We start from the raw sequence: 17260 nt of genomic DNA on the forward strand, positions 1-17260 counted from the left end.
GGGTCTAAAACTTGGGGACGTTGGCCAGCAGTTCCCGCGTGTATTCGTGCCGCGGACGTTCCAGCACTTCTTCGGTGCTCCCGGACTCCACGATCCGCCCCTGCTGCAGGATGGCCATGCGCTGCGAAATGTGCCGGGCGAGGGCGATGTTGTGCGTGACAAAGAGCATCGACATCTGGGTCTCGTGCTGCAGGGTGCGGAGCAAGTCGATGATGGACGCCTGCACGGAAACGTCCAGCGCGGACGTGACCTCGTCGCAGACCAACAGCGACGGGGCGTTGACCAAGGCGCGGGCAATGGCGGCGCGCTGGCGCTCGCCGCCGCTGAGATCGCCGGGGCGGCGGTCCAAATAGCTGCTGCCGAGCCTGACCTGGTCCAATGCTTTGAGCACCCGGCGGCGCCGTTCCTTGCGGCCCATCCGGCCGGACATTTGCAGCGGGACCTCCACGGACTCGCAGATGGTCCGGCGCGGGTTCAGCGAAGAGAACGGGCTCTGGAAGACGTACTGGATGTGCTGGCGCTGCTCGGCGGTGCGGGCGCGGGTGCCCGGTGCCAGAGCATCCCCGGTGAGCCGCACCTCGCCTGCATAGTCGTCGTTGAGGCCGGCTATGCAGCGGGAAAGCGTCGTCTTGCCGGAGCCCGATTCGCCGAGAAGCATCATGGATTCGCCCGGCGCCAAGGTGAAGCTGATGCCATCCAGGATCTGGTTGCTGCCGTAAGCCAGCCGCAGGTCGGAGACTTCCAATAGCATCGCCGCTTCGCGAGGCCCGGGCGAGTCCGCGGATGCCGCCGCCCGGAAACGTACGGTGCCGCCGAGGACGTTGGGTCCGGCGCCCGCGGGGTAGTCCTGCTCCGGTGAGCCATACGCGGGTTCCGCGGTGTCGACCACCGGTTGTTCCCCGGTAATGGCCGACGTCCGGCCAACCCGGCGCTTCCCTGCCAAGTCCGGCACGGAGTCGAGCAGCTTCCGCGTGTACTCGTGCTGCGGCTGGTAGAGGACCTGTTCGGTGCGCCCCTGTTCCACCACCTGGCCGGAGAGCATGACTGCTACCTCATCGGCGATTTTAGCTACCACGGCCAAATCGTGCGTGATGTAGAGCCCGGCGACGTGGTGCAGCTCGGTCAGCTGGTCGATGGTCTGCAGCACCAATGCCTGCGTGGTCACGTCTAGGCCGGTGGTGGGCTCGTCCATCACAATGATGCTGGGCCGGCAGACGAAGGCCATCGCAATGCCGACTCGCTGCTGCTGCCCGCCGGAGAGCTGATGCGGGTAGCGGCGCTGATAAGCAGGGCTGTTGTCCAGCCCCACCTCCGCCAACACCTCGGCCGTTCGCGCCCGGCGTTCCGCGTCCGAACTCCCGTAGCCTTGCACCTGCAGTACCTCAAGGATCTGGTCCCCGATCCGAATTGCCGGGTTCAACGACAACGCAGGATCCTGCGGGACGTAGGAAATAGTTCCGCCGCGCAGCTTCCGGCGTTCCGGTTCAGGCAGGTCCAGCATGTTTGACGACGAACCGGTTCCGCTCATCCGAATCTCGCCGCCCGTATGCTTCAATCCGGCCCTGAAATGTCCCAGGCACGCCAGCCCTGCAGTGGTCTTGCCGGAGCCAGACTCGCCCACGAGTGCCAGGATACGGCCCGGCTGCAGTTCGAAGGAGACGTCTTTTAGGATCTCCTGGCCCGCGGTCGTTGCGATCCGTAGGGCGGAGACGCTGAGGACGGCTGTCCTGATGGGGTCCTCTAGGGAAGTGCTCATTTGGTTGCTCCCACGTTCGAGTTCGCCGCCGCACGGGCCAGCGAATCGGTAATCAGGTTGATGCCGACGGTCAGTACGGCAATGGCGAGGACCGGCAGGATGACACCCCAGGGCTGGACCACCAGTGCGATCCGGTTCTCGTTGATCATCAGACCCCAGTCTGCGGTCGGCGGCTGCATGCCCAGGCCCAGGAAGGACAGGGATGCAACTGCGCCAATCGAGTAGGTCATCCGCAAGCCCAGTTCCACCATGAGCGGGCCTGTGATGTTTGGCAGGACGTCCTGCACGAGGATCTTCCAGCGCGGCACGGCGTACATCTCGGCGGCGCGGATGAAGTCCTCAGTAATGACGTCAACGGTGGCAGAGCGCGTCACCCGGGCGATCCGAGGCGCGTGCGTAATACCGATGACGGCCACCAGCACCCAGCCCTCCGGGCCCAGGACGGTGATGGCCAGCAGCGCAAATACCAGCGACGGCAACGCCAGCAGGACATCGTTGCTGCGCATGATCAGGCTGTCCACCCGGCCGCCCTGATACGCCGCCGTCATCCCGGCCAGCACGCCGAGCGCCATGCCCAGCAGCGTCGCCAGCGCTGAGTAGGTCAGCAGGCGCAGCCCGCCGTCGAGGAAGCGGCTGAGGACGTCGCGCCCGAGGTTGTCGGTGCCGAACAGCCCGTCCGGCCGGAAAGGCCGCCCGGTGAACTCGGTGCTGGTGAAACCTGTGATCAGCGGCAGCAGCAGGGGGCCTGCCAAGGCAAAAAGTACGACGGCGGCGGTCAGCCCGATCCCAATCTTCGCCTGGCGCTGTGCCACCAGCCGGCGGATCAGCCCGGGTGGCGCCTTGGTCTCTGTAATGATGATCTGGGGCGAATCAACTGCGGTCATCAGGCACCCCCGGTGCGTAGCTTCGGATTGGTCAGAATGCCGACGACGTCGGCCAGCAGGTTCACGACGATGTATACCGCGGCGATGAGGACGGCGAGCACTTGGACCACCTGCACGTCGCGGTTGGTGACCGCGTCAACGAGGGCCTGGCCGATGCCCGGATAACGGAAGAGGAATTCGACGACGACCACGCCGCCGGCCATCCATGCCAGCTGGATGGCAACCACCTGGGCGACGGGGGAGAGCGCGTGCGGCAGGGCGTGCTTGAAGATGACCTGCCGTTCGGGGACTCCCTTGAGCCGGGCCATCTCCACGTAGCCGGATTCCAGGACCTCCAGCATCGTGGCCCTCATCATCCGGATGATGTAGGGGGTCACCACGAGGATCAGGGTCAGCGTCGGCAGGATGAGCTGCGTCGGGTAGTTCCACACGGCTTCACCGGGCGGGGCCATTGTGACCGATGGCAGGATGGTGAACACCGTCGTCGAAAATATTGTGACCAGCGCGATGCCGATGACGAATTCCGGCAGCGCGGCGAGCACCAGGCTGGTGCCGGTGGCGATGTGGTCGCCTGCCCGGCCGCGGCGGAGCGCGCTGTAAGTTCCCACCAGTAGACCGATGGGGATGCTGATGGCACCGGCCGCCACGAGCAGGACCAGCGAGGCAGCGATCCGCTCCCCCAGAAGCGCGCTGACCGGGCCGCCCGAGGCCGCGGAGACACCGAAGTCCCCGACGAAGAGACCGCCTAGCCACCCCAGGTAGCGCTGCCAGACGGGGTCGTTGAGGTTCATCTGTTCGCGCAGCGCGGCCAGCCGTTCCGGCGTGGCTTGCTGACCCAGAATGGCCTGTGCCGGATCGCCCGGCAGCAGCAGCGTCGCGACGAAGACCATCACGGAGACGGCCAGCAGGATCAGGACGCTCGTGGCGAGCCTGCGCAGGATGATGGGCATCATGCTGCGACCCCTAACCAGGCGCGGCGGAATTCGAAACCTGACAGGGCGAGCCCCGTGCGGCTGGGAACAAGACCTGCCACGTAGTGCTGGTATGCGTCTGCCTGGTTCGCGTGGCCCCAGATGATGTACCCGCCTTCGTTGTATTCGATCTCCATGGCCTGGGCGATCAGGGCGTTGCGTTCGTCGTCGTCGACGGTGGCTTTGGCCTTTTCGATCACGTCTTTGAACTGAGGGTGGTCCCAGTGCGTTTCATTGAAAGGCGACGTCGGGAGGGTGCTCGCGTTGACCTGCGGCAGGTAGTTGCGGGTGTAGTAGAAGTCCTGGGCAAAGTCCCACTTCAGGTAGCTGTCGCCGAAGAACGTGGTGGTGTCCACCTGGCGGATCTTGACGGTGATGCCCGCTGCGGCGGCCTGCTGGGCGAAGACCTGCGCCGCTTCCACTGCGCCGGACTGGATGGGTGCCGTCACGAGCTCCACTGTGAGCCCATCCGGATGGCCAGCCTCGGCCAGCAGCTCCTTCGCACGCGCGATGTCCTGCTTGCGTTGGGGAAGATGGGAGGGATAGCCCGGGTCGAACGGAGAGTACATGTCGTTGCCGAGGCTACCGTTGCCACTGAGCACCTGTTCGATCATCTGCTCCCTGTCCACGACCAGCCGGAAAGCCTCGCGGACGCGGTTGTCGTCGAAGGGCGCGCGGTCCACGCGCATCGTGAACGGCATCCAGGCACCGGTTTCCGCGGACAGGATGCTAATCCGCGGGTCGGCGTCGATGACCTCCAGTAGCGTCAGGGGGATTTGGCCGATCGCATCGACCTGGGTGGAGAGCAGGGCGTTGATCAGGGCGTCGTCGTCGCTGAAGTTCAGTATCTCGAGCTCATCCAGATAGGGTTCTCCGTTCCGCCAATAGTGATCGTTCCGGACAAAGACGCTGTTGCGTCCCGGTGCGAATGACTTGAGTTTGAACGGCCCTGTGCCGATAGGCGCGGCCCGGTCGAAGTCTTCGGGCACGATACCCAGCGAGTATTGACCGAGCGAGTCGTCAAAGGTGGCCGTCGGGGTGTTAAGCCGAAACTCGACCCGGTGGTCGTTGATGACGGCGACCTCGTCCAGGATCACAAGGCTCGCGGCCCCGCTCTTCGGATCGTCCGGATTAGTGATGCGTTTGAATGTCGCGGCTACATCCCTGCCGGTGACCGGGCGCCCGTCGTGGAACCGGATATCGTCGCGGAGATCGACTGTCCAGGTCAGGGCGTCGGCCGACGGCGTCACTTTGGCCGCCAGCAGCGGCTTTAGTTCGTAGTTTTCGTCCCGGTAAAGCAGGGACTCGTAGAGATTGACCACCCGCGCGATGTCGGTGGTGCTGACCGGTGCGTGGGCGTCCAGGCTGTCGGCGGAACCACCGCCGGCCAGGCCCACGCGCAGCCGGCCGCCGCGCTGAGCCGGACCATTCGGGGCTGACAGCACTGCGGCTTGGCCTCCGCCGCAGGCGGACAGGAATCCGCCCAGCCCGAGGGCCATTCCGAGCCCGAGCACGCGACGCCGGGTCGGCGGAAGTGCCGGTTTCTCGCGCAGTTGCCCGCGAAGAACAGAAGATTTTTCCACTGGTCCTTCTTTCTGAAAGGGGACGGCTAGGAACTGACTTTCCTGCCGGTCCATTCCGGTGCCGGCTCGCTCGGGGCAGGCAGGAATCCGGTGATGGTGTCCATAACGGAGGGTGCGAAATTGGTGCTACGTCCGGAGTGCTGGTTCACATGGAGTGCCAGCAGTTCCTCGGTGGAGATCAGCGTTTCCCCGGAACGCATCTCATGGGCAAGGTGCAGCTTTTTCGGGCCGGCGCCGACGATGCGGGAGATTACGCTGAGCTCGGCGTCCAGACCGGTCTCGGCCAGGTAGCGGATGTGTGCTTCAACGGTGTAGAGCGAGTGGCCCGTGGAGCGGCGGTACTCGTCATCGAGCCCAAGCTGCTCCATCACCAGGTCTGTGGCGTAGCCGAACACCAGGACGTAGAAGGCCTCAGACATGTGGCCGTTGTAGTCAATCCACTCCGGTTGCACCCGGCACGAGTACTCCCGCAAGGTGCCGGGTGCAAGGGCACTCATGCGCCGGCGGCTTTGACCTCGGCGATGGCGTTGCGGATCGCGATGATCGCCTCGTCGCGCTCGGCCACCAGTTCGACAACGGACCGTCCCGCAGCCTCCTCGTCGCAGCCGGCGATGACCGCGTTGCGCAGTTCAGGCGTGAGCTCGGGAGCTACGAGCCGGGTCCACGGGGACAGCAAGGACGGACCAAAGTGGTCAAGCATGTGCGCCATCCCGCCTTCTCCGCCAGCCAAATGGAACGTCAGCATCGGACCCTGCAGCGGCCACCGCAGGCCCGGCCCGTCGGTGATGGCCAGGTCGATCTGCTCCACCGTGGCCTCGCCATTGTCCACCATGTGCAGAGCCTCGCGCCACAGCGCCTCCTGCAGACGGTTGGCGATGAACCCCGGAACCTCTCGGTCCATGGTGATCACAGATTTGCCGATCAACTCGTACCAGGCTGAGGCCCATTTGACCGCGACTGCCGAGGTCTGCTCGCCGCCAACCACTTCGACCAGCGGGATGAGGTACGGGGGGTTGAATGGATGGCCCACTACCAGGCGGGACGGATTCTTAGCTTCAGTGGCCATTTCCGTCATCCCGTACCCGGAGGTGGAGGAGGCAATCACGACGTCGGGCGCCGTCACCGCGTCGATCTGGGCGAGCAACGATTGCTTGAGTTCCAGGACCTCCGGCGCGCTCTCCTGCACGAAGCCGACTCCGGCGACCGCCTCGGCGAGGTCGGTGTGGACGGTGATGTTGTCCTTCGACGCGTTGGGCGCCAGCCCGAGCTTGGTCAGGGCGGGCCACGCGGCGTCGATCAGTCTGCGGAGCTTCGGACCGGCGTCCGGTGCAGGATCCCAGGCCTTGACGCGGTAGCCGCGGGCCAGGAAATACGCGGCCCAGCCCCCGCCGATGGTGCCGATGCCCACGCAGGCGACCGTGTCGACGTCGTTCATTTCCAGGGGAGTGAAGTCTTCGGTCATGATCAGGCCTTTTTCTCGAGCCGGAGGATTTCGCGCGCCTCGTCCGGAGTGGCAACAGAGGATCCGAGATCGTGCACAATCTGGATGGCGCGCTCGGTGAGCTGGGCGTTGGTCGCTTTGACGCCTTTACTGAGGTAGAGGTTGTCCTCCAGGCCCACCCGAACGTGCCCGCCGAGCAGGACCGACTGGGCCACCCACGGAAGCTGGTCGCGGCCGATCGCGAAGGACGTCCACTGCGCACCCTGCGGCAGCATGTTCACCATGGCCTGCAGCAAGCCGGCGTTCACCGGAGCACCGTAAGGGATGCCCATGCAAAGCTGGTAGAGCGGCGGGGGAGCGATGAGTCCCTCCTCGACCATGATGTTGGCGAACCAGAGGTTGCCGGTGTCAAAAATCTCCATCTCCGGCTTGACCCCGAGCTCCTTGATCCGCTCGGCACCCTCGCGCAGCATGTCCGGGGTGCTGATGTAGACCTGGCTGCCCTCGCCGAAGTTCAGTGAGCCGCAGTCGATGGTGCAGATTTCCGGGCGCAGTTCCTCCACGTGGGCCAACCGCTCCAGAGCGCTGACCAGATCAGTGCCCGGCAGCTGCTTGGTCGGCTCGCCCGGATCCAGGATGAGGTCGCCGCCCATGCCGGCTGTCAGGTTGATGACGGGATCAACGTCGCTCTCGCGAACCAGCCGCACCACCTCGCGGTACAGCGCCACATCGCGCGACCCCTGGCCTGTTTCGACGTCCCGTACATGGATATGGACCACGGACGCGCCGGCCCGTGCCGCAGCGATCGCGTTGTTCGCGATCTGCTCCGGTGTAACGGGCACGTGCTCGCTCCTGCCGGTAGTGTCCCCGGCGCCGGTGACGGCACAGGTGACGATGACCTTGCGGTTCATTCAGGACTCCCTTGTTCTATAACGATGTTGCGGTCGATGAAACTTTCGATATGGCGGTACATCTGATCCGAAGTCAGCATGCCGGTCAGGACCTTGATTCCCAGGCCGTCGATCAGGCAAGTGAGTTCCATGGCAAGTTCGTCGGAAGGGACCACCACGAATGCGCCAGCCTCCTGGCCCTGCACGAGGGCGTCCTCCACAGTTTTGAACCAGCGCCGGTAGCCCTGCGCGTGGTTCTCCTTGCCGGAACTGTCGACGGCGACGTCCGCCCAGGTCTGCAGCCAGATGGAGAACTCTGCGCTGCCGCGCTCGCCGGCGGGAAGCTGTAGCTCGATCAAGCGCTTGAGCCGGCGGACAGGATCGGTAATCGAATGTAACTCGGCGATCTGCCGGTCGAAGGCCAGCTTGATTGAATAGCGCAGGGCCTCCGCGAATATCTCGCGCTTGCCTGAGAAGTAGTAGTGGATTGCTGCCGTGCTCAAATTGCAGGCATAAGCGATATCGGCGATGCGGACCGCGGAAAAGCCGCGGCGTGCGAACAACCACCACGCCGCCTCAATAATGGAACGCCGCTTCTGGGCATGCTCGTTGTTTTCCGGGTGCCGAGTGGGAAGTGCCATCGGCGGCGGCGGAACTGACGGCCCGTGCGCCTCATCCGAACCCGACAATAGCCAGTTCACCGTGACGCCGGTGATGTCCGCCAAGCTAGTTAACTCCTCGGGGTGGAAACGCCGGGTGCCGTTCAGCGCCTTGGACAGCTTCGTCTCATCCAGCCCCATATGATGCGCGATCTCCCGCTGGGCCATCCCCGAGTTCCGAATCGAAGTCCGGACCCGCTCTGTGACCCCCGTCTCATTTCCTGCCATGCTCTGAAGTTAGTCGTTGTTTGCGATTCTGGCAAGGGTTTGCTGATGAAAGATTAGAAGTTTGCGATTCATGTGTGTCTGCTTGGCCTTACTTCTTGGGCTGCCGTAAAACCTCGGGGTGGCGTCGGCGGAGCGGGTGTTCTTGTGTGTGTCCTCCGCCTGTTCAGCTGTGCGGCACAGTTCATCTGCCGGTCAGGGGCAGTTCGATTTGAGTCCACGGGGTTTCGAGAGCGTAGGTGGAGAAACCTGCACAGGCCGGTTTGGAAACAGAAAGAGGCTATTCATGCGCCGTAAAGAACGCGGGCTAGGCATCGTCACGGGGTTGGCCGTTATAGCCACCCTGAGTGCGTTAATCGCACCGGCCGCGCAGGCCGCCCAGAGCACGTTCCAGGACAAGACTGATTCAGGCGTCCAGGTCATCGCCCACAGGGGTTCGAGCGGGGCAGCCCCGGAGAACACCATCGCCGCCGTGGAGCTCGCGCTGAAGCAGGGCACAGACGTGGTGGAGAACGACATCCAGCGAACCGCGGACGGCGCCCTGGTAGTCGTTCACGACCTCACGCTGGCCCGCACCACCGACGTCGAGCAGGTCTTCCCCGACCGGGCGCCGTGGAACGTCCGCGACTTCACCCTCGCCGAGATCAAGCAGCTCGACGCCGGCTCATGGTTCGCGCCCGAGTTCGCCGGCCAGCGGGTGCCGACCCTCGCAGAGTGGGCGCAGGCAGTGGGCCAACAGGCCGGCATGCTGCTGGAGGTCAAGTCGCCCGAGCTCTACCCGGGCATCGAGACCGATGTCGACAGGGAACTCCGGGCCCTTCCCGAATTCACTTACGCCCAGCGGCACGGCCGGGTGATGATGCAGTCCTTCAACCACGAGTGGCTGCGCGCATACGACGCGCTCGCGGTGGACGTACCGGTGGGCCTGCTCTTCGGCGGCGCGCCATCCGAGGCGCAGCTCGCCGATGCCGCCACCTGGGCGCAGGCCGCCAACCCGGCCCTCGGCAACATGACTCAGGGCACCGTGGAAATGATCCACCGTTACGGACTGAAGACGTACACCTGGACCGTGAACGGCGGCCAGGACATGCGCCGCGCCATCAACTGGGGCGTCGACGGGGTCATCACCAACTACCCCCAGGTGCTGCGCGACATCCTTTAGGGGACAGCTGACGCACTGCCATTGGACGCGGGCAGCTTCCCATTTTGGTGGCTGCCCAACTGCGCCTTCGGTGTTCCTGCAACGCAGAAACACCGAAGGGCGCAGGCCTCGTTTTGCGCTTGATATTGAGTCTGTGCCTCGCCCTGCCCGTTCGCAGGAGGTGCTGGACGCCGTGAACTACCGGGTCGTTGCCCATGTCTGGGCGCCTGACCTGGGAAGCACGCTATACCTGACCGCCTCACCCAACGCCCGGGACACTTCATGCCGGCGTCGCTTCTCACCTCCCAGCTGGAAACCTGGAGGAGCTGCAGACCGACGAATCCGGCCTGATGATCGAGTCAACAGGGGGCATCGATCCAACGGTCGAACGCATCCGACGACTGCTGGAGCAATCAGCAGCGGACTGAGTCTCCCCATGCTGGAAGGTGCGACGACGGAGGTGAGGTGGGTGCCGCCGTCGAACCTTCCGCTGGGGCCGCTTACTCCGGGACCGTCAGCCTGCAGCCGACGGGGTGGGGGAGTCCTGCCGCTGGTGCGCGACCCGCTGGATGAACTCGACCGTCTCGCGCTCCGTTTCAGCACGGGTGGTGGGTTCGTTGTGCACTTCGTGGCGGACGCCGGGGAACACGCGGGTGCGGACGTCCTCGTGGCCGGAATCAGCAAGACGGTTTGCCACGTGGTAGGCGCCTTCGCCGTAGTTGGTCGCTGGGTCCTGGTCGCCGGCAAGGATCAGCACGGCAAGGTCCGCGGGGAGCTGTTTGTACCAGTCATCGGAGTTGACCTGATCGTAGAGGTCAACGAAGCCCTGCAGGAACCGCGCGCTCAGCCGTGCGCCGAAGTTGTTGAAGGGGTCCCTCCCGTGGTCGGCAACGACGTCGGCGTCCAGCGCCACCCAGGCTGTGGGGCCGGCATCTTCGCCTAAGCGGCCCAGGAAACCGTCGAACAACTGGCCCACCAATTCCTCAGGTGCCGCCTCCGCTGCCCTCTCGCCGGAGGCAAGCCGTGCCAGTTCCGGCCGGTCGACCATTTTCTCGATGCCCCGCATCTGGGCGGCGATGCCGCAGAGGATAAGGCCCGAAAGCTGTGCGCCTGGATTGACGGCCATGCCGCGGGCGATCATGGATCCCCAGCTGTGGCCGAACACCACGTACGGAAGCTGGGGGAGTGCCTCCCTGGCCTTGGCCTGGAGGGTGACCTCATCCGCAACCACCACGCTGGCGGCCTCCTCGCCGGCGTCGCCCCAGATGCCCTGCTGCATCGCCGTGCGCCCGTGCCCGGAGTGGTCACCGGCCACCACGATGAACCCGGCGTCCACCAGCGTGGAAATGAGGTGGAGGTAGCGGCGGGAGTGCTCGCCGAGCCCGTGGATCAGCTGCACAATCGCCTTGGGCTCACCGATCGGCTCGTAGACCCACGCCTGGATGGTGTCTCGGCCGTTGGCGGACGTGAACTCGATTTCCTGCAATGACATGTATTCCTCCCGTGCCGGCGCCGTCACCGGCTCTTGGCGAGCCTAACCACAATGCCGTCACAGTCGTCAATGATTGCTGGTTCATCCGGGGAACCCGGCGGCGGGCCATGAGTCAACGCTCCAGATCATCGAGCTGGGGGCAGCACGAAATCAGCTGTCTGGTCCGGTTCGAATGGGTTCAACCTGCTGTCCAGCAGCGTGATCTTCCCGACAAGGACCAGGAGCCGGACTTTGACCTGGTCCAGCAGTCGCAGATCCGTGAGTTCCGCGAAGCGGCTGCGGCCTCGGGGCATGATGAGGCGCGGGTCTCGCCGGGCCTGGTGGTGATCCCTACGGACTCGGCGACTCCGGCCCGGCGGGAGAAGTACCAGCGGTATGTGGATGAACGCACTCCCCGTACCGCTGCTCCGCAGGGGCTGCGGGGCGTGATGTTCGCTGCTGATCTGATTGGCAGCAGCGAGGAGATCGCCGAGCAGCTGTACGCGCACGCAGGCTTCCAGGAAGTGGATGAGGTGGCGTTCGCCCTGCCCTTCAGCTTCGACCACGAGGACTACGTGCAGATCCTGACCGACATTGCGGGGGAAACTGGGGCCGGCACTGGGGTGGGCTCCCGCCGGAGGCGAGCAGCCGGCACCTTAGTATCTGGGGATCGTAGTGCGGGCTGCAGGTGGCGTCCGGGGCGATGCAGCTTGGTGATGTGCAGGCGTTCATCCAGTACTCGCGGCAGTTCACCATGCCGCTGGCGCAGCTGGGGTCCATGGCGAACGTGCTGCAGTCGGGGGTTGCCTCGGCGGAGCGGGTGTTCGAGCTGCTGGATGAATCTGAGGAGTCTGTGGAGCCTGCGCCTTCTGCCGGGCCGGTGTTTGGTCGGGGGCGGCTGGTGTTCGAGGATGTGTCGTTCTCGTATTCGCCGGACAAGCCGCTGATTTCTTCGTTGTCTTTGGTGGCGGAGCCGGGGCAGACGGTGGCGATTGTGGGGCCCACCGGGGCGGGTAAGACCACGCTGGTGAACCTGATGATGCGGTTCTACGAGCTGGATGCCGGGCGGATAACGCTCGACGGCGTGGACGTCACCTCGGTGCCCCGGCGCGAGCTGCGCTCGCGGCTGGGGATGGTGCTGCAGGATACGTGGCTGTTCGGCGGGACCATCCGGGACAACATTGCCTACGGCCGGCCTGGGGCTACCGAAGCCGAGATTCTGGAAGCCGCGCGTGCGACGTACGTGGACCGGTTCGTGCGGTCACTGCCTGACGGGTACGACACGGTGCTGGACGACGAGGGCGCCAACGTGTCCGCGGGGGAGAAGCAGCTGCTGACGATTGCGCGGGCGTTCCTGGCGCGGCCCTCTGTGCTGATCCTGGATGAGGCGACGTCTTCGGTGGACACCCGGACCGAGGTGCTGGTGCAGAAGGCGATGAGTGCACTGCGGTCCGACCGGACCTCCTTTGTCATCGCGCACCGCCTGTCCACGATCCGCGACGCCGACCTCATCCTGGTAATGGAGGCCGGCCAGATCGTGGAGCAGGGGACACACGCTTCACTGCTGGCTGCCGGCGGGGCTTACGCGCGGCTGTACGAGGCCCAGTTCGCAGCGCCGGTGGCGGAGGTTTAAGTGGCCTGCCGCTCAGGAATCCTCACGGCAGCAGCGCGAATCCGGACTCGTAGCGTGTCTTCCCGATTGCTGCCAATACGATCTGGAGAAAGCCCATTGCCTCAAGTTCCCTCGCACGCGAAAGAGGACCAGCGTCGACCGCCCGGAGTCCTGCCGCTTCGAGGAGGGCCGCGACTGCTATTTTCGCCTCTGCATCGTCTCCGGCGAACAGGACAGTCGTGCGCGTTGTGCCATTGGTGCCGGTGCTGAGCGTGTCGCCGAGATTGACGTTGAACGCTTTCACGACTGTAACGCCCACCGGGAGGGCCTTGGAAAGTTCAACCGCAGTCGAGGAGTCTGATGGGACCAGCAACTCATCGTACGTGGTGAAATCAATGGGGTTGCTGATGTCGATGACGACCTTGCCGCTGAGTCGATCCCGATAGTGCTCAAGTATGTTCGGGTACGCTTCATACGGAACTGCGAGGACGACGAGGTCACCTGTGAGTTCATCGCCGATAAGCCCATAATCCGCATCCGGACGCTCGGCGGACGAGCCAGCCCCCGCCCTGCGCCGGATGATTTGGATACTCGCTCCGGCTCGCGCTGATACTTCGGCAATTGCTGAGCCCATCTTGCCAGTGCCAATGATGCTGATCGATGTCATGCGAACTAGATCCTCCTGAATCGTTTGAGTGCTTTTTCGGCGGCTGCCACCGCGTCGAAGTCGAAGAGCACACTTCGGCGAAAATCGCGTCCTGCGCGCAAGTCAGCGTCACGCTTCTTGATGTCCTCAAATTCATTCTGCGCGTCGAATTGTGAGCCGCTTCTGCGAGAGCTGTTCTGCAGGATCGCCGTGCGTTGCATTCGAACGGCGGTGTAGCGCTTGAAGGCTTCGGCAATCTCATCGGCGTCTTCGGCCTCCCTGAGGAAGAAGGCAAGAGTAATGCTGTCCTCGATTGCCTGGTTCACTCCCTGGCCCGCGTGCGGCAGCATGGTGTGTGCTGCGTCCCCAAGCAACGTGACGCGCCCTCGCGACCAATTAGTGAGTGGCTCGTGGTCGTAGAGGCCCCACCAGAAGGTCTGGTCGATGAGCTGGATGAAGTGGCGAAGCTTCGGGTCCCATTTCTCACCCGCAAACTCGGCGGCGAGTTCGCTCACGTCCCCCGGGGCCGACCAGGTCTCCTTGAGCGGCCTGTCACTGGGTACGAACCCGACGTAGTTGAACAACTTGCGCTGCTGCAGCGGGTAGCACATGAAGTGCTTTCCCTCACCCATCCATACCTGGCTGATCATGGGCCAGTCGTCGGGAAGGAGGGCCGCGTCAAGTACTCCGCGAAACGCGATGAATCCGGAGTAGACGGGGTCGGGGGTTTGCATCAGAGAATCCCGCACCACCGAGTGGATGCCGTCCGCGCCCACCACTGCATCAAACTCATCGTGTACGCCGTTCTCGAATTCGAGGCGGACGCCTGTGTCTAGCGTCTGAATCGACGTCAGACGATGGCCGAGACGGATCGTGTCGGGCGCGACCTCTCGAGACAAAACGTCTACCAGGTCGGGCCTGTACATGCCGACATTTTGATACCGCTTTGCTGAATCTTCCCAAGCTGCTTCGGCTACAACGTTGCCCATGGCGTCCTGGTAGACGCCGTGGCCATCCGGAGTGGCGCCTGCGCGCTTGACCTGTTCAAGGACACCGAGTTTGTCGAGAACGCGCTGGCCATTCGGAGCGACAGTGACGCCTGCGCCCACGTCGCCCAGCCCTCTTGCCTGCTCGAACACCGTGACGTGGGCACCGGCGATCCGCGTGAGGGCAATCGCAGCGGTAAGCCCGCCCAGCCCTCCTCCAATAACCGCGACTCTGGTGGTGTGATTTACCATCGGTTCTCCTCGACTGCATTACGTAATCCTTGAATTTGCCGACCATAAGGGGCCACGACGGCATGGTGAATAGTTCCGTGGACGCCACGGTGGAAGGGGAACGGGGTCGCTACGGCTTCGCCGCAAGCTCCCTGTGGGCCACGTTGGGGGCGAACATCGTTGCGCCGCTGGCCTGCTCGGCCTCGTGGTCCGGGCCGAGCGGGATGCCGCGCCGGTCGCGCAGGCACAGCGTCGCCGCGGCCCCGACGAGGGTGGCCACGAGGATATACCAGGAGACCGCAGTCGTGGTGCCGGTGGCCTGCAGCAGTGCTTGGGCGATGGTGGGAGCGAACGCCCCGCCGAGGATTGACCCAATGGCGTAGGGGATGGCCACTCCAGAGAAACGAACGGATGCCGGGAAGATCTCGGCGTACCAGGCTGCCAGAGGCCCGTATGTGAGGCCGAGGCCGATCGAGAGCAGGACCAGGCCGGCGTAGAGGCCGGGTAGCGTCGCGGTGTTGACGAGCCAGAATAGCGGGAAGGCCATCAGTGCCTGTACGGCGAAGCCGATGAGGTGGGTGTTTCGCCGGCCGATCGAATCGGCGAGGCGCCCTGCAATGAGCGTCGCGAAGAACCACACCGCCGAGGCGACCGTGGACGCGATGAGCATCGCCGTGGTGTCTATCTTAAGCTTGCCGGTGGCGTAGCTCTGGAGGAAGCCGCCGGTGGTCATGTAGCCCACGGCGTTATTGCCCACGAACACTAGCGCGGCGAGGATCACAAGGTGCCAGTGCCGCTTGAAGAGGACCACAACCGGGGCCTTGGTCTGCTGGCCGCGCTCGGCGATCTCGGTGAACACGGGGCTCTCCTCAACGGAGCGGCGGACAAAGTAGCCGACGACGATGAGCACGATGCTCAGCAGGAACGGCACGCGCCAGCCCCACTCGAGGAAGGCCTGGCCGGGGGAGACGACACCGGTCATGAGGGCCATCAAGCCCGAAGCGAGAAGAAAGCCCAGCGGGACGCCGACCTGCGGCAAGGCGCCAGCGCGACCGCGGCGGTCGGCAGGAGCGTGCTCGACGACCATGAGGACTGCGCCGCCCCACTCGCCGCCGGCGGAGACGCCTTGGAGAATGCGGAGGAGGAGCAGGAGGATCGGCGCCGCGATGCCGATCTGGGCGAAGGTGGGCAGGACGCCGATGAGTGTCGTCGCTACACCCATGAGGATGAGCGTGATGACAAGCATGGCACGGCGGCCGATTCTATCGCCGTAGTGCCCCGCGAGGAACGCACCGAGCGGGCGGAAGAGGAAGGAGATGCCGACGGTAGCGAAGGAGAGCAAGAGCCCGATTTCCTCCCCGGCAGGCTTGAAGAAAAGCTGGCTGAACACGAGCCCAGCGCCCAGCGCGTAGATGAAGAAGTCGTACCACTCGATCGTGGTGCCGATGATCGTCGCGAACGCGACGCGACGTTGCGTGGCGGGATTGCTAACGGAATTGGAAGAGGTCATTGCTGTCCTTGTGAAGTGTGCGGACGATGCTGTTCCTCCATGGTGAGCGAACTCACATCTGCATGTAAATCACAGAGATTTGCAGATAAAGTTCTATTGTACTTAAGAAGCCCGATCTACGATGAGGTGGACATGGCCGATGTGAGCCTGCGGCAACTCGAGCTGTTCGCTGCCCTGCCGGACTTCACCACATCCAGTGCAGCGGCAGCCCATCTTCACATCTCAGAGTCGGCGCTGTCTCAGGCCATCACGGGGCTCGAGAGGACTGTGGGGGAGCAGCTTTGCGTGCGCCGCAAGGCGCGGGGCCTCGCGCTGACTCCCGCGGGCCAGCACTTCGCAATGCAGGCGCGCCGGATCCTGGCGGACACGCGGGAGCTCGTCCAGGGCGACCGCCGGGGAGAAGAGCTGCGGGGCAGTGTCAAGTTTGGCTGCTACGCGAGCTTCGCCGCGAGCGTGGTGCCGGAGCTCCTCGAAGGCTTCCCGCGGAGGCATCCCGGGGTGGACCTCGAGACCACGGTGGGCACCAACGAGGACCTGTTCCCCGCCCTGCAGTCGGGCCGCCTCGACGTAGCCATCACATACGAAAGGTTCCTGCCTGCCGGCTACCGTCACCGCAAGGTCTACGCGACCGAGCTTGAGGCCCACCTGCATCCGGACCACCCGCTCACGGCGGGCCGCACGGTGGATCTCGCTGATCTCGCCGGCGAGCCACTCATCCTCTACGACGTGAGCCCGAGCACCATCAATATAGTCGAGGCGTTCGCCGCGCGCGGGCTCGAGCCCAGGATCGCGGCCCGGGTCACCCAGATCATCCTCGTCGAGGCGCTCGTGGGCCGCGGCATGGGGTACGGCCTGCTCATGTCCCGGCCCAACGTGCTCCCCATGAGCGTCGAGGGGCGGCCTGTCGCCATCCGCCCATTCGACCCGCCCGTAACCCTCTCCAACGTCGTGGGGATCTGGCCCGAGGACATGACCCTCACGCGACGAGCCTCGGCCCTGCTCGACTATGCGGTCGAGAAGCTCGGCTGCTACGACCGCGCAGACGTAGTTCAGAGCGCATCTACCCACGACGACGCCGCCCCGCCTCATGCGGGCAGCGATGCTTTTCAGAAGTCGGCCTTCAGATCGAACGAGGGATCGGGAAACAAAACGACGGTTTCTGACCGGTTACCGGCAAGCTGGCAGATAGCGTGAGTTGGTACTCGTGTTCCGGGTTGTTGGTATTGCTGTTCCGGTGAGTTGGTACTGTCGTGG

General features: G+C 64.5%; 14 protein-coding genes and 2 pseudogenes. 4 read left to right on the forward strand and 12 right to left on the reverse strand.

The window, feature by feature from the left end:
- Positions 1 to 4: 4 nt before the first annotated feature.
- From PV772_RS17665 to PV772_RS17700, 8 genes are all read right to left on the reverse strand, one after another.
- The gene (locus PV772_RS17665; RefSeq protein ID WP_347887006.1) at positions 5 to 1756 is read right to left on the reverse strand and encodes an ABC transporter ATP-binding protein; all 1752 of its coding nucleotides are present in this window, start codon (positions 1754 to 1756) and stop codon (positions 5 to 7) included.
- On the reverse strand, positions 1753 to 2640 hold the full coding sequence (locus tag PV772_RS17670) for an ABC transporter permease (RefSeq protein ID WP_347887007.1): 888 nt from the start codon (positions 2638 to 2640) through the stop codon (positions 1753 to 1755). The genes PV772_RS17665 and PV772_RS17670 overlap by 4 nt, the downstream gene beginning before the upstream one ends.
- Positions 2640 to 3593, reverse strand: a complete 954-nt coding sequence (locus PV772_RS17675; RefSeq protein ID WP_347887008.1) for an ABC transporter permease — start codon at positions 3591 to 3593, stop codon at positions 2640 to 2642. The genes PV772_RS17670 and PV772_RS17675 overlap by 1 nt, the downstream gene beginning before the upstream one ends.
- Positions 3590 to 5110: an ABC transporter substrate-binding protein gene (locus tag PV772_RS17680; RefSeq protein ID WP_347887016.1), complete on the reverse strand. Its 1521-nt coding sequence runs from the start codon at positions 5108 to 5110 to the stop codon at positions 3590 to 3592. Before PV772_RS17680 ends, PV772_RS17675 begins: the two co-directional genes overlap by 4 nt.
- 110 nt (positions 5111 to 5220) lie before the next feature.
- A complete protein-coding gene (locus PV772_RS17685; protein ID WP_347887009.1) occupies positions 5221 to 5691 on the reverse strand; it encodes a thioesterase family protein in 471 nt (156 codons plus the stop codon).
- Positions 5688 to 6656, reverse strand: a complete 969-nt coding sequence (locus PV772_RS17690) for a 3-hydroxyacyl-CoA dehydrogenase NAD-binding domain-containing protein (protein WP_347887010.1) — start codon at positions 6654 to 6656, stop codon at positions 5688 to 5690. Before PV772_RS17690 ends, PV772_RS17685 begins: the two co-directional genes overlap by 4 nt.
- A 2-nt stretch (positions 6657 to 6658) precedes the next feature.
- Positions 6659 to 7546: a 3-keto-5-aminohexanoate cleavage protein gene (locus tag PV772_RS17695; RefSeq protein WP_347887011.1), complete on the reverse strand. Its 888-nt coding sequence runs from the start codon at positions 7544 to 7546 to the stop codon at positions 6659 to 6661.
- A complete protein-coding gene (locus PV772_RS17700; RefSeq protein ID WP_347887012.1) occupies positions 7543 to 8352 on the reverse strand; it encodes a TetR/AcrR family transcriptional regulator in 810 nt (269 codons plus the stop codon). Before PV772_RS17700 ends, PV772_RS17695 begins: the two co-directional genes overlap by 4 nt.
- 343 nt (positions 8353 to 8695) lie before the next feature.
- On the opposite strand from PV772_RS17700, the gene PV772_RS17705 reads away from it, so the two are divergent.
- Positions 8696 to 9571: a glycerophosphodiester phosphodiesterase family protein gene (locus tag PV772_RS17705; RefSeq protein WP_347887013.1), complete on the forward strand. Its 876-nt coding sequence runs from the start codon at positions 8696 to 8698 to the stop codon at positions 9569 to 9571.
- Between the two features lie 493 nt (positions 9572 to 10064).
- On the opposite strand, the gene PV772_RS17710 is transcribed toward PV772_RS17705, so the two are convergent.
- Positions 10065 to 11042 carry an alpha/beta fold hydrolase gene (locus tag PV772_RS17710; RefSeq protein WP_347887014.1) on the reverse strand — a complete coding sequence of 326 codons (978 nt, stop codon included), beginning with the start codon at positions 11040 to 11042 and terminating at the stop codon, positions 10065 to 10067.
- Between the two features lie 138 nt (positions 11043 to 11180).
- On the opposite strand from PV772_RS17710, the pseudogene PV772_RS17715 reads away from it, so the two are divergent.
- Positions 11181 to 11681: pseudogene (locus PV772_RS17715) on the forward strand (LLM class flavin-dependent oxidoreductase); the annotation flags it as partial.
- A 19-nt stretch (positions 11682 to 11700) separates the two neighbouring features.
- Positions 11701 to 12654 (forward strand): annotated as a pseudogene (locus PV772_RS17720) (ABC transporter ATP-binding protein); the annotation flags it as partial.
- A 22-nt stretch (positions 12655 to 12676) separates the two neighbouring features.
- Here the strand turns inward: PV772_RS17720 and PV772_RS17725 are convergent.
- From PV772_RS17725 to PV772_RS17735, 3 genes are all read right to left on the reverse strand, one after another.
- Positions 12677 to 13300: an NAD(P)-binding domain-containing protein gene (locus PV772_RS17725; protein WP_321214510.1), complete on the reverse strand. Its 624-nt coding sequence runs from the start codon at positions 13298 to 13300 to the stop codon at positions 12677 to 12679.
- A gap of 5 nt (positions 13301 to 13305) precedes the next feature.
- On the reverse strand, positions 13306 to 14517 hold the full coding sequence (locus PV772_RS17730) for an FAD-dependent monooxygenase (RefSeq protein WP_321214509.1): 1212 nt from the start codon (positions 14515 to 14517) through the stop codon (positions 13306 to 13308).
- Positions 14518 to 14626: 109 nt separating this feature from the next.
- A complete protein-coding gene (locus PV772_RS17735; RefSeq protein WP_323058260.1) occupies positions 14627 to 16006 on the reverse strand; it encodes an MFS transporter in 1380 nt (459 codons plus the stop codon).
- A 132-nt stretch (positions 16007 to 16138) separates the two neighbouring features.
- Between PV772_RS17735 and PV772_RS17740 the strand changes: the two genes are divergently transcribed.
- Positions 16139 to 17200 (forward strand): LysR substrate-binding domain-containing protein, encoded by a 1062-nt coding sequence (locus PV772_RS17740; protein ID WP_347887015.1) that lies wholly within the window; start codon positions 16139 to 16141, stop codon positions 17198 to 17200.
- Positions 17201 to 17260 lie beyond the last annotated feature (60 nt).

Source organism: Pseudarthrobacter sp. CC12, from assembly GCF_039907755.1.
In the GTDB taxonomy this organism is placed as follows: Bacteria; Actinomycetota; Actinomycetes; order Actinomycetales; family Micrococcaceae; genus Arthrobacter; species Arthrobacter niigatensis.

Coding starts and splice junctions, on each gene's coding strand:
- PV772_RS17665 (WP_347887006.1), bottom strand. CDS start 1,756: ATGAGCACTTCCCTAGAGGACCCCATCAGGACAGCCGTCCTCAGCGTC.
- PV772_RS17670 (WP_347887007.1), bottom strand. CDS start 2,640: ATGACCGCAGTTGATTCGCCCCAGATCATCATTACAGAGACCAAGGCG.
- PV772_RS17675 (WP_347887008.1), bottom strand. CDS start 3,593: ATGATGCCCATCATCCTGCGCAGGCTCGCCACGAGCGTCCTGATCCTG.
- PV772_RS17680 (WP_347887016.1), bottom strand. CDS start 5,110: ATGGCCCTCGGGCTGGGCGGATTCCTGTCCGCCTGCGGCGGAGGCCAA.
- PV772_RS17685 (WP_347887009.1), bottom strand. CDS start 5,691: ATGAGTGCCCTTGCACCCGGCACCTTGCGGGAGTACTCGTGCCGGGTG.
- PV772_RS17690 (WP_347887010.1), bottom strand. CDS start 6,656: ATGACCGAAGACTTCACTCCCCTGGAAATGAACGACGTCGACACGGTC.
- PV772_RS17695 (WP_347887011.1), bottom strand. CDS start 7,546: ATGAACCGCAAGGTCATCGTCACCTGTGCCGTCACCGGCGCCGGGGAC.
- PV772_RS17700 (WP_347887012.1), bottom strand. CDS start 8,352: ATGGCCCAGCGGGAGATCGCGCATCATATGGGGCTGGATGAGACGAAG.
- PV772_RS17705 (WP_347887013.1), top strand. CDS start 8,696: ATGCGCCGTAAAGAACGCGGGCTAGGCATCGTCACGGGGTTGGCCGTT.
- PV772_RS17710 (WP_347887014.1), bottom strand. CDS start 11,042: ATGTCATTGCAGGAAATCGAGTTCACGTCCGCCAACGGCCGAGACACC.
- PV772_RS17725 (WP_321214510.1), bottom strand. CDS start 13,300: ATGACATCGATCAGCATCATTGGCACTGGCAAGATGGGCTCAGCAATT.
- PV772_RS17730 (WP_321214509.1), bottom strand. CDS start 14,517: ATGGTAAATCACACCACCAGAGTCGCGGTTATTGGAGGAGGGCTGGGC.
- PV772_RS17735 (WP_323058260.1), bottom strand. CDS start 16,006: ATGACCTCTTCCAATTCCGTTAGCAATCCCGCCACGCAACGTCGCGTC.
- PV772_RS17740 (WP_347887015.1), top strand. CDS start 16,139: ATGGCCGATGTGAGCCTGCGGCAACTCGAGCTGTTCGCTGCCCTGCCG.